This window comes from Collinsella sp. AF20-14LB (assembly GCF_003459505.1).
Taxonomy (GTDB): domain Bacteria; phylum Actinomycetota; class Coriobacteriia; order Coriobacteriales; family Coriobacteriaceae; genus Collinsella.
Window position 1 is genome coordinate 19,338 of sequence record NZ_QRWD01000006.1, and the last position, 11,430, is coordinate 30,767.

The 11,430-nt window shown below is 61.0% G+C and carries 11 protein-coding genes; 5 read left to right on the top strand and 6 right to left on the bottom strand.

Features of this window, described 5'->3' with window-relative positions; genetic code table 11:
• The first annotated feature begins 118 nt into the window (after positions 1-118).
• The 3 genes from DWX63_RS04215 to DWX63_RS04225 are packed head-to-tail and all read left to right on the top strand — an operon-like array spanning position 119 to position 1,336.
• Entirely contained in the window at positions 119-439 is a 321-nt protein-coding gene (locus DWX63_RS04215) for a PadR family transcriptional regulator (RefSeq protein WP_187362357.1), read from the top strand.
• Positions 426-1,058, top strand: coding sequence for a DUF1700 domain-containing protein (locus DWX63_RS04220; RefSeq protein ID WP_117655177.1), 633 nt, complete (start codon positions 426-428; stop codon positions 1,056-1,058). Before DWX63_RS04215 ends, DWX63_RS04220 begins: the two co-directional genes overlap by 14 nt.
• A 14-nt stretch (positions 1,059-1,072) precedes the next feature.
• On the top strand, positions 1,073-1,336 hold the full coding sequence (locus DWX63_RS04225) for a hypothetical protein (protein WP_089573305.1): 264 nt from the start codon (positions 1,073-1,075) through the stop codon (positions 1,334-1,336).
• Between the two features lie 512 nt (positions 1,337-1,848).
• On the opposite strand, the gene DWX63_RS04235 is transcribed toward DWX63_RS04225, so the two are convergent.
• The 5 genes from DWX63_RS04235 to DWX63_RS04255 form a co-directional block, all read right to left on the bottom strand.
• Entirely contained in the window at positions 1,849-2,550 is a 702-nt protein-coding gene (locus DWX63_RS04235; protein ID WP_035137222.1) for an ABC transporter ATP-binding protein, read from the bottom strand.
• Positions 2,551-2,562: 12 nt separating this feature from the next.
• Positions 2,563-3,423, bottom strand: a complete 861-nt coding sequence (locus DWX63_RS04240; RefSeq protein ID WP_089573307.1) for an ABC transporter ATP-binding protein — start codon at positions 3,421-3,423, stop codon at positions 2,563-2,565.
• A complete protein-coding gene (locus tag DWX63_RS04245; RefSeq protein ID WP_117842904.1) occupies positions 3,413-4,492 on the bottom strand; it encodes a branched-chain amino acid ABC transporter permease in 1,080 nt (359 codons plus the stop codon). The genes DWX63_RS04240 and DWX63_RS04245 overlap by 11 nt, the downstream gene beginning before the upstream one ends.
• 9 nt (positions 4,493-4,501) lie before the next feature.
• A complete protein-coding gene (locus DWX63_RS04250; protein WP_117582912.1) occupies positions 4,502-5,383 on the bottom strand; it encodes a branched-chain amino acid ABC transporter permease in 882 nt (293 codons plus the stop codon).
• Between the two features lie 139 nt (positions 5,384-5,522).
• Positions 5,523-6,710: an ABC transporter substrate-binding protein gene (locus DWX63_RS04255; RefSeq protein ID WP_117842905.1), complete on the bottom strand. Its 1,188-nt coding sequence runs from the start codon at positions 6,708-6,710 to the stop codon at positions 5,523-5,525.
• A gap of 495 nt (positions 6,711-7,205) precedes the next feature.
• Between DWX63_RS04255 and DWX63_RS04260 the strand changes: the two genes are divergently transcribed.
• Both DWX63_RS04260 and DWX63_RS04265 read left to right on the top strand, forming a co-directional pair.
• Positions 7,206-8,549, top strand: a complete 1,344-nt coding sequence (locus DWX63_RS04260; RefSeq protein WP_117645709.1) for a homoserine dehydrogenase — start codon at positions 7,206-7,208, stop codon at positions 8,547-8,549.
• Between the two features lie 214 nt (positions 8,550-8,763).
• Positions 8,764-9,513, top strand: a complete 750-nt coding sequence (locus DWX63_RS04265; protein WP_117645711.1) for an SDR family NAD(P)-dependent oxidoreductase — start codon at positions 8,764-8,766, stop codon at positions 9,511-9,513.
• 284 nt (positions 9,514-9,797) lie between these two features.
• Here the strand turns inward: DWX63_RS04265 and DWX63_RS04270 are convergent, their stop codons facing one another.
• Positions 9,798-11,360 (bottom strand): cation:proton antiporter, encoded by a 1,563-nt coding sequence (locus DWX63_RS04270; RefSeq protein WP_006234446.1) that lies wholly within the window; start codon positions 11,358-11,360, stop codon positions 9,798-9,800.
• Between the last annotated feature and the right edge of the window lie 70 nt (positions 11,361-11,430).

Sequence of the window (11,430 nt, forward strand, 5' to 3'; positions counted from 1 at the left end):
CCAATGAGTACCCGCAGGGGACAGACAGACCGGACTCCCTATACGACAACTGTTGACATCATATACTATGTGTCATATAGTAGGTGTTACACAGTATACTACGAAAGGAGGTGTGCGGATGGAGGCACAGATGAAGCGCGGCTTCCTCGAGGCCTGCGTGCTCGCGGCCGTCTCGGGCGAGGAATCCTACGGCTATCAGATCGTGAAGGACGTGCCCGCGAGTATGGGGCTCACGGAATCCACGCTCTATCCGTTGCTCAAGCGCCTGGAGAAGGCGGGCTGCATCACCGCGCGCTCCGCCGAGCACAACGGGCGGCTGCGGAGGTACTACCGCATCACGGACGCCGGGCGCGAGCGTATCGCCGAGTTCCTCGCCGAATGGCCATCCGTGCAGGAGATCTACCGTTACGTGGAGGGGGCGCACCATGACGCGCGATGAGTTCTTGAACCGGCTGGGCGAGCTTCTGGCCTGCCTGCCGGCAGATCAGGTAAAGGAAACGCAGGAGTTCTACGCGGAGGCCATCGCCGACCGTATGGAGGACGGCATGACGGAGGCCGAGGCTGTGGCCGCCATGGGCACGCCCGGTGAGGTCGCCGAGGCAACGCTCGACGAACTGCCCGCCGTGCCGCGCGCGATCGCGAGGACCAAGCGCAAGAGCACGGCACTTCTATGGGCGCTCGCCATCGTGGGCTCTCCGGTATGGATTCCGCTGCTGCTCGCGTTCGTCGCCGTTGCCGCTGCAGTCTACATCTGTATTTGGGTTCTTGCGCTCTGCGTGTGGATCGTGGCCGCGGCATTCGGGGGCGCGGGCCTGGTAGGGCTCCTGTTCGCCGTGGACGGCATCATTATCGGGCATGTTCCGTACGTTTTGGCCTCGATGGGAATGGGATTCGCTTCCATCGGTGTGGCGCTCCTCACGGGAGCCGGCGCCTGGACGGCGTCCAAGCAGATCGCGCGCCTCTCTGCCCTTTGGGCGAAGAAAGCCGTTTCGCCCTTCTGGAAAGATCGAGGCAATAAGAGCCGCATGGGCGCCGAAGCGGCGCCGCTCACGGCATAGGAAGGAGTGCAAACATGTCCAGCGTAAAAAGGATTTACCTTGCCGTAGCGGGTGGGCTTGTTGCCACGGGGCTCGTCCTGGCTGCTATCGGATTTGTGGCCTCCGGCTTTAACCTCGCTGTGCTCAACACGCAGATCGACCTGCGCGATGACACCATCATTCTGGGTGGTGTTGAAATAGACGACCCGACAGGGCTTCCACTCATCGAGCAGCTTGCCGAGGTCGGCGAGATCCATATTGGATCTGCAACGACTGGTTCGTCTTCTCCTCGCAAATGATCGAGCTCGTAGCAGCCGTCCCCCCCCCTTCGGGCGCACCACGACGGGCATGAGCACGCCGCGCTCGGAGCCTTTTTGCGAGACCTTCCGTCACGCTCTTCCTGCGTGGTGAACCGGTCATCGACCGACGAGAGGCTGATGGGAATCTCTCGACTTCGGGCCAATCCCGCTCACCGATCTGGTCTTCCTTCGTGATGCGCACATAAGCGAGCAGACACCGCGCAGAGCTTCAGCGCGGCCGCACTTCCACGTCTATGACGGAGGTGCCCGGCGGCGTCTTGGCGATCCCCTTGTTTGCAGGCGTTAGCGCGTGGGGATCGCCCACTCGGGGGTCGAGGTCGCCGAGGACGGCGGCGAACCTCGCGGTGTCATTCGACATCGCGAGGTTCCCGGACCATGACCACCTGGCCTCGTACCGCGGCATAGCCCCAAGGGTGAGGAGCTTCGGCACGTCGATCAGGGCGCCCGCGCAGCGTCGGCCGGTCCGCCGTTCGGCAGAACGGCGGAAGTCCCTAGCCGCCCAGGTAAGCCTTGCGGACGTTATCGTCGTGCAGGAGCTCTTGGCCGGTGCCGGTCATGGTGATCTTGCCGGTCTCGAGCACGTAGCCACGCGTGGCGATCGAGAGCGCCATCTGCGCGTTCTGCTCGACCAGAAGCACCGTGGTGCCGGCCTTGTGCAGGTCCTCGACAATCTGGAAGATCTGCTCAATCAGAATCGGCGCCAGGCCCATGGAAGGCTCGTCAAGCATGAGCAGCTTGGGGTTACTCATAAGGGCGCGGCCCATAACGAGCATCTGCTGCTCGCCGCCCGAAAGGGTGCCGGCGACTTGGCGACGGCGCTCCTTAAGGCGAGGGAACTGCTCGTAGACGCGCTCAAGGCCCGGAGCCACCGTGGACTTGGGCTGCGTGTAAGCGCCCATCTCCAGGTTCTCCTCGACCGTCATCTGCAAAAAGGCACGACGGCCCTCGGGCACCTGGGCCAGGCCCTTGCCCACCAGCTTGTCGGCAGGCGTATGGGTAATGTCCTCGCCCATAAACTTGATGGAGCCGGTCTTGGAACGCAGCAGGCCCGAGACAGTCTTAAGCGTTGTAGACTTGCCGGCGCCGTTAGCACCGATCAAGGCCACGATCTCACCCTCGTTGACGTTAAAGGAGATGTCCTTGATGGCGTGGATAGCGCCGTACCAGACGTTGATGTTGTAGACGGAAAGCATCGGCTCTGCCATTTAGTTCTCCCCCTTATCCTGCTTGCCCAGATATGCCTCGATAACGGCGTCGTTGTTCTGAATTTCCTCGGCCGTGCCCTTGGCGATGACCTTGCCAAAATTAAGCACGCAAATGCCCTCGCAAATATTCATGACGAGCGACATGTCGTGCTCGATAAGCATGATGGCGATGCCAAAGGTGTCGCGGATCTTGACGATGTTCTCCATGAGCTCCGCGGTCTCGGACGGGTTCATGCCGGCAGCAGGCTCGTCGAGCAGCAGCAGCTTGGGGTTGGTGGCAAGCGCGCGGACGATCTCCAGACGACGCTGGGCGCCGTAAGGCAGCGAGCCGGCCTGCTCGTTTGCCAGGTGCTCCATATCAAAGATGGACAGCAGCTCCATGGCGCGCTCGTGGGCGGCCTTCTCGTGCTTCCAGTACGTCGGCAGACGCAGCACGCCCTCAAAACCAGAGTAGCGCTCCTGGTTGTGCAGGCCGACCTTAACGTTGTCCTCCACCGTCATGGTGTTGAACAGGCGAATGTTCTGGAACGTACGGGCGATACCCATACGGTTGACCTGGTAGACGGACTTGCCCGAGGTGTCCTCGCCGTCGAGCAGGATAGTACCGTGCGTGGGCTGGTACACCTTGGTGAGCAGGTTGAAGACCGTGGTCTTACCGGCACCGTTGGGACCGATCAGACCGGCGATCTCGGTCTTACCGATGGTCAGGCTAAAGTCGTCGACTGCCTTAAGGCCGCCAAATTCAATGCCCAAGTGGATGCACTCGAGCGCCGGGCGCTGGCCCAGGTCGCGGTCGGGAACGATGGCGCCAGAAGGATACGGGACCATCTTGCCCTTGTTGAACTCAAACTTACTGGGCATCGGCTGCTACCTCCTTCTTGGAAGCAAAGCGGTCCTTAATGCGTGCGAAGAACGCCTTGAGCTGCGGGTTGTTGGTAAAGATCATGACCAGGATCAGCACGATGGCGTAGATGAGCATGCGGTAGTCCGAGAACTGACGGAGCAGCTCGGGAAGCACCGTGAGCAACGCCGCCGCGATGACGGAGCCGCGCATATTGCCCAGACCGCCCAGGACCACGAATACCAGGATGAGGATGGACGTGTTGAAGTCGAACTTGGTGGCGGAAAGCTGCGAGAAGTTACCGCCGAAGAGGGCTCCGGCAGCGCCGGCGAGAGCGGCGGAAACCACGAAGGCGATCATGCGGTACTCGGTGACGGAGATGCCCACGGACTCGGCAGCGATCTTGTTGTCGCGCACGGCCATAATGGCACGGCCGGTACGGCTGCGAACCAGGTTGAGCACGATCACAAGTGCGACCATGACCAGGATGGCACCGGCGAGGAAGGTCGAGTACGTCGACACGCCCGATGCGCCCTGGGCGCCCTTGATGATGGCGGTGCCGTCCTCGAGCAGGTGCAGGTCGTCGATCGTGGAGTTACCTGTAATGTTAAAGATCACATGCAGGCCGCGGGAGTCGACGCCCACGATAAGGCAGGTGACGATCTCTTTGATAATCTCGCCAAAGGCCAGCGTCACGATAGCCAGGTAATCGCCGCTCAGGCGCAGGACCGGGATGCCGATCAAGAAGCCCAGGATGGCGGCAGCGATGGCGCCGACCACGATGCTGATGACAAGACGTATCGGATCGGAGGGAACGGCGCTCTCGAGGGCGACCGCGGTAACGATGCCTGTATAGGCGCCGACGCTCATAAAGCCCGCGTGGCCCAGCGACAAGTCGCCCGCGATGCCGACGACGAGGTTAAGGGAGATAGCCATGACGATATAGGCCGTGATGGGAACCAGCTGACCGGCGATCATGCGCGGAATCATGTGGTTAGACTGCATAAAGAACACGATGGCGAACGCCACAAGGCACATGGCGTACGTAACAAAGTCGTGACGCGTCTGCTTGTCTTTAAGAAACTTCATAACGCTCACCTACACCTTCTCGGGGACGTACTTGCCCAAGAGGCCGGCAGGCTTGACGAGCAGGACGATGATCAAAACACCAAAGACGATGGAGTTGGCAAGGCTCGTGGAAATATAAGCCTGTGCCATCGCCTCGATGATACCGATGAGAATGCCACCGACAAAGGCACCGGGGATGGAGCCGATGCCACCGAAGACAGCGGCATCGAAGGCCTTGATGCCAGGCATGGCACCCGTCGTGGGCTGCAGCACCGGCGAGTAGGAGCACAGCAGCACGCCGGCGATGGCGGCAAGGGCGGAGCCGATGGCGAACGTCATCGAGATGGTGCGGTTGACGTTGATGCCCATGAGCTGAGCGGCGGCCTTGTCCTCGGACACGGCGCGCATGGCTTTGCCCATCTTGGTCTTGCCTGTAAAGAACATCAGGCCGGCCATGATAACCAGGCAGGCGACGATGGTGACGAGCGAGACGGCGCTTACGTTGAACTTGGCCAAGAACTCCGGCACCTGGAAGGTGACGAGCGAAGTGAAGTTCTTGGGCGTGGCGCCCCACAGAAGCTGCGCGGCGTTCTGCAGGAAGTAAGACACGCCGATGGCCGTGATCAGAACGGCCAGAGGGCCTGCTTGGCGCAGCGGCTTGTATGCCAGACCCTCGATGAGAACACCGAGAACCGTGCAGACCACACAAGAGAGAATTACAGATGCCCAGCCCGGGAGGCCGAGATACGACGTGGCGCAGAACGAGACATAGGCACCGACCATGATGACGTCGCCGTGAGCGAAGTTGAGCATCTTGGCGATACCGTAGACCATGGTGTAGCCCAACGCGATGATGGCGTAGACGCTGCCCATGGACAGGCCGTTGACCAAGTATTGGATAAAGACCGTCATGTTCCACATCCCCCTTTCGAATAGGTTTCCAGTTGATGTATGAAACAGGGACGTTACATCGTCCCTAGATACCAAGCAAGCAGGGAAGGCCAAAACCTCCCCTGCTTGGGATCAAAACCGCTCTATATAAGGCGGCATATTAGGCCTGTACGTACTTGCCGTCGGTAATGACGTACGCCGTCGGGTCCTTCTGGACCTGACCCTTGTCGTTCCAGGAGAGCTTGCCAGTCAGACCGTCAACGGTAATCTTGAGCATAGCCTCGGGAAGCTTCTCGGCAACCTCGGTAGGGTCGGCGTCGACGCCCAGGCCGGCCTCCTTGAGAGCCTCGACCACAGCATGCACGCCGTCGTAGGCGTCGGCGGCAAACTGGTCGGGGGTATCGCCGTACTTATCCTTGTAAGCGTTGACGAAGTCGGCGTTCTTCTCGTCGTCGGCGGAGAACGGGGTCATGAGCAGCAGACCCTCGGCAAGAGAGGTGTCGAAGCCCTCAACGCCCAGGATGCCGTCCATGCCGTCGCAGCCCATCATCTTGACGTCGTAGCCCATGTCCTTGGCGTTCTTGAGCAGGACGGACGCCGGCGTGTAGTAGATCGGCGCAAAGATCATGGTGGCGCCTGCCTGCTTGGCCTTGGTCAGCTGGTTGGTAAAGCTCGTGGCGGAGTCGTCCTTAAAGGTCTCCTCGTCGACAATCTCAAGCTTAGACTTAGCGGCCTGGGCCTTAAAGGAATCTGCGATGCCCGAAGAATAGGCGTCGCCGGAGTTATAGAACAGCACGAACTTCTCGTTCGCATACTTCTCTGCCAGGAACTTGGCAGCGTTGACACCTTGGTTGGGGTCGGTAAAGCAAACCTGGAAGACGCAATCCTTGCCCTTGGTAACGTCCTCGGAGGACGCAGACGGGGTGATCATGAACGTCTCGGGGTCGTTGCCGCACTCGGCGGCAACGGCGACCGACGCACCCGTGGTGGTCGGACCGACGAGGGCCTGCATGCCCCAGTCGAACAGGGTGTTGAAGGCGTTGACGGCCTTCTCACCGTCAGCCTGGTCGTCCTCGGCCTTGCTGACAAGCGGCAGCTCCTTAGTCGAGAAATCCTTGCAGCCAAGCTCGACAGCCTGTGTAACGGACTTGCCGTAGGACGCGTTGGCGCCGGTCAGCGGGCCGATGGTGCCGATCTTAAACGAAGCGTCGCCCGACGCGGAACCGCTGTCGCCGCCGTTGGAGGAGCAGCCAGCTAGAATGGACATCGCCCCCAGACCTGCTGCGCTCGCGATAACGCTCCTGCGATTCATAACAGGGTTCAATGACTTACCGGTGAGGCTCGACATGCGGCTCTCCTCTCAAATCTCGTCGGGTTTTGGTTGCCCGACAGGCCATCCTTCGCCGTGTTCGGCGTTCGCAAAATAGTAGACGCTTTAGTTAGGAAAAGTGGCGATTATTTCAACTTTTCTTTGGATTTGTTCATTTATCCATAGTTCTGCATTTCCCCACTATTTTATGCAGTAATGCCACTTTATTGTGTAAAAGTAATGTTTCCATTCTGTTACAAGCGTTCCCGCTCTGAATAAACATGGTGTCCCCCTTTTTCGCTGGCCGCGGTGCGGCCGTCTTGCGGTACAGGGCAAACCTTATGGCGCAAACGTTGACAGTTTGTTACGGAAGTCCGTTTGTAGCGAGCGTGTTTCCAATGTTTCCGCAGCGTTTCGGGGGTGCCGTTTTGTGCGGCTCCTGTTGCCTGGCGAGCACGCGCCCCCGGTTCACGCTAGAATGCACTCAACCTTTAAGCGGTTTATCCATCCATAAGATGCACGAAGGAGTTATCTATGAGCGAACCCCTGCGCACCGTGAACGTCGGTCTGATCGGTCTGGGAACCGTCGGCGGCGGCGTGGCCCGTCTGATCAAGAGCCACCACGATGAGTACCTGGCAGCCTACGGCATCGACCTTAAGCTGACCCGCGCCTGCGCGCTTGCTTGGGAGCAGGCCGAGGCGGCAGGCATTGAGCGCGAGGCCTTTACGAGCGACTGGCACGATGTCGTCACCGACCCCGCCGTCGACATCGTCGTCGAGCTGATTGGTGGCGAGCATCCCGCAACCGAGATCTTCACCACTGCCTTCGAGAACGGCAAGCATGTCGTCTCCGCCAACAAGGCCCTGCTGGGCCGCCATGTCGAGACGCTTGCCGAGAAGGCGCGTGCGTGCGGCGTGCAGATTAAGTGCGAGGCCAGCTGCGGTGGCGGCATCCCCATTGTCAGCACACTCGAGCACGACCTGGTGGGTAACAAGATCCTGACCATCGCCGGCATCCTCAACGGCACCACCAACTACATCCTGTCGCGCATGGACGCCGAGGGCGCCGATTACGCTGACGTGCTCGCCGACGCACAGGCTAAGGGCTATGCCGAGGCCGACCCGTCCGCCGACGTCGACGGCTTCGATGCCGCCAGCAAGACGGCCATCCTCGCCTCCATCGGCTTTGGCACCCGCGTTACCACCGATGATGTGTACCAGCAGGGTATCCGCACCATCGGCGCCGAGGACATCGCCCAGGCCCGCGAGCTCGGCTACACCATCAAACTGCTCGGCATCGCCCGCAACACCGACGCTGGCGTCGACGTTCGCGTGCATCCCACGCTGATCCCCGCAGACCATATGCTCGCCAAGGTCAACGGCGCCATGAACGCCGTCTACGTGGTAGGCGACGCCGTGGGCGAGACCATGTTCTACGGCGCGGGCGCAGGCTCCTTCCCCACCGCGAGCGCCGTCGTGGGCGATATCCTGTCGCTCTCCGAGCAGATCAGCCGCGGCGTGGCTCCGCTGCCCGAGATTGAGCCCTATGGCCACAACCTCACCTTTAAGCCCATGGACGAGCTCCAGACCAAGTACTATGTGCGCCTGAAAGTCGCCGACCGCGTGGGCGCCCTGTCCGAGACGGTCGACATCTTTGCCAAGCACAACATCTCGATCTCGCTCATCAACCAGGTCGAGGACGGCAAATCGGGCGTCAGCGATGCCTGCTCGGTCATCTTCCTGACGCACCGCGCGCTCGAGAAGGACGTCCAGGCTGCCGCCGCCGAGCTTGCCAGCGTCGGCTGCGTGGCCGAGGTCGCCAACGTCCTGCGCATCGAGGACGTTGAGGCTTGGACCGAAGGCGTCATGGCGAACTAGCCCAACGCTCGCCTAGCAATACGCGCCTTGAGGGCTCCCGTCCGATGTGGGACGGGAGCCCTTTTGTCACCTGCCCTAAGCACAACGGCAAAGCATATTTGCGCGAGCCGCTCATCGGTAACGCGGGCTACCGTTCACCGATATGCAAACGCGGCCGATTCCGACTACCGCTACGCTGTGCTGCGAATGTCCGCCCGCGATGAGAGGAAGCACCATGTTGCTCGAGGGCAAGAAAGCAATCATCACCGGAGGCACACGCGGTATCGGCTATGCCATCGCCTGCCGTTTTATCGAGGAAGGCGCTGCCGTCACCGTCTTTGGCTCGCGCCAGGAGACTGCCGACACGGCCGTTGAGAAGCTGACAGCCGCCTATCCCGACGCCAAGGTCTGGGGTCGCTCCTGCGATCTCACCTCGCTCGAGGCCGTGACTGAGGCCTTTACGCAGACTGCAGCCGACATGGGCGGCTTGGACACGGTCGTCAACAATGCCGGTATCTCCCAGCGTTCACCCCTCTTGGACTACACGGCCGAGGAGTTCGCCAAAGTTATGGACCTCAACGTCGTCGCCGTCTTTAATGGCCACCAGGCTGCCGCCAAGATCATGACCGAGGCCGGCCACGGCGGCACCATCACTACCACAAGCTCGATGGTCGCCAAGTACGGCCAGCCCTCCGGCGTCGGTTACCCCACGTCCAAGTTTGCCGTCAACGGTATGGTCCAGTCGCTCTCGCGCGAGCTCGCTCCCATGGGCATCCGCGTCAACGCCGTCGCCCCCGGCGTGACTAAGACCGACATGGTCGCCAACCTGCCCGAAGAGGTCATCAAGCCCATCATCGCCACCATTCCGCTGGGTCGCATGGGCGAGCCCGAGGATGTCGCCAACGCCTTTGTTTTCCTGGCGAGCGACATGTCCTCCTATGTCACGGGCGCCGTGCTCCCCGTCGACGGAGCCGCCCGCTCCTAAGGAGCCACAAGCTTTGGCTTCAAGCTTCAACATAGCTCAACCAAAAAGGCGCGCCGTCTGAATCAACTGCAGACAGCGCGCCTTCTCCTGTTATGAAAGGGAAACTATGTCCCAGTATTTCGGATCAGAACGGGGCACGGTTTCCCCCAGGACCTCCTTGCGGAAACTGCATCCCACTCTGAGCGCCCATTCCGGGACACAGCTTCCCAACGGCCCCCGTTTCGGAAACCACATCCCGTTCCGAGCCTTCAAAGCGGGACGCGGCTTCCCCGAGAAAGTATCGACTACTTACCGTCGTCGTCTTCGGCTTCTTCGCGCGCATAGAGCTCCAGCATGCGACGGCGGTATTCGCGCACAGCGAGCTTGGCGCGCTCCAGGCGGCGGCGCTCACGCGGAGTCAGCTCGGACGGGTCGACCTCGTCTCCATAGGTCTTATCGGCAAGCAGGTGCGCCGCGTCCACGATGCGGGCATCGATGTGGCCGCTCGCTGCCTCGGCGGAAAGACGCTCGGCAATCGTATCGAGCGTAGGCAGGCCCTCGAATACGCGACCATGGCCATGCGAGGTCAGCAGCTCGTGCTCGCGCGCGAGCAAGCTCGCTAGGTCGTGGTGGGCGCGCAAGATGTCGAGCGCATCGGATGGATGCTCGGCAACCTCTGCCACGGCGGCGACCGGTGCGGCATCCACCACGCGGTAGAAGAGCTGCGCGAGCAATGGCATCAAGAACACCGTGATGGCACCGGCGGCAACCATGACCGACGCAATATCTTGCGACAGCGCGCCCGCGTTGACGGCAACGCTCGTAACGGCAACGATGATCGGCAGCGCCGTGGTGCAGTACAGGGCCACGGTAATGCGACCATACGCCGACACATCGCGCGTCGCAGGACAAATGCTCATGGAAATAAGAATGGGCACGGCACGAATAATCAACAACGCCACGATAAAGCCCACGAGCAGACCCGGGCGCGACGCCACGGCCGTCAGATCGATCTTTGCGCCCGATACGGTAAAGAACACCGGAATCAAAAAACCGTAGGCCAGACCGTCGAGCTTGGTCTCGAGCGTATGGTTGCCCTCGGGGATGATATAGCGCAGGACAAAGCCGGCGGCAAAAGAACCCAACACGATGTCGAGATCAAAGACAGCCGAGAATGCCACGAGCGTGACCAGGATGAGCACCGTCAGGCGCACGAAGGTCTGCGACGTGGTATCGGCGCGCTCCTCAACAAATGCAAAGAAGCGGCTGCCGACGCGCTTGGAGCGGCTCGGGACCACGGCCAGCAACACGCAAACCACCGCAAACAAGCCAAGGATAACGAGCGTTTGGATACCAGTGCGGGCAGACAACAGCACCGACATGGCGAGCACGGGACCGAGCTCGCCCCAAGTGCCATACGCGAGAATCGAGTCGCCCACGCGCGTGCCGGTGAGCGAGCGCTCACGCATGATGGGCACAAGCGTACCGAGCGCCGTCGAAGTGAGGGCAAGCGTCACGGCGATACCGTCGAAATGACTGACTGAGAACCACGGGGTAAAGCGCACGGCAAGCCAGGCGATACCAAACGTGACGACCCACGTCGCCAAGCCGTAGCGCCCCTCGACGCCTGTGATGCTCTTGGGGTCGATCTCAAAGCCGGCAAGCAGGAACAAAAAGGCCAGGCCCAGCTCGGACACAAGCGAGACCTCAGCATCTACATGGATGACGCCGAGCATATGGGGTCCCAGTACCGCGCCGAGCACGAGCAAAAAGACCGTCTCGGGAACGGGTTTTCCGGGAATCGCCGAGGCGATAAAAGGACTCGCAAAGGCCACGAGTGCGATGATGGCGAGCGAAACGAATGCCATGTGATGCCTTTCTCTTGTTTGCGCTTCACTGTAGCACCCTCGCCGTCCTCAACGCGCCGCGAGCTGTCGT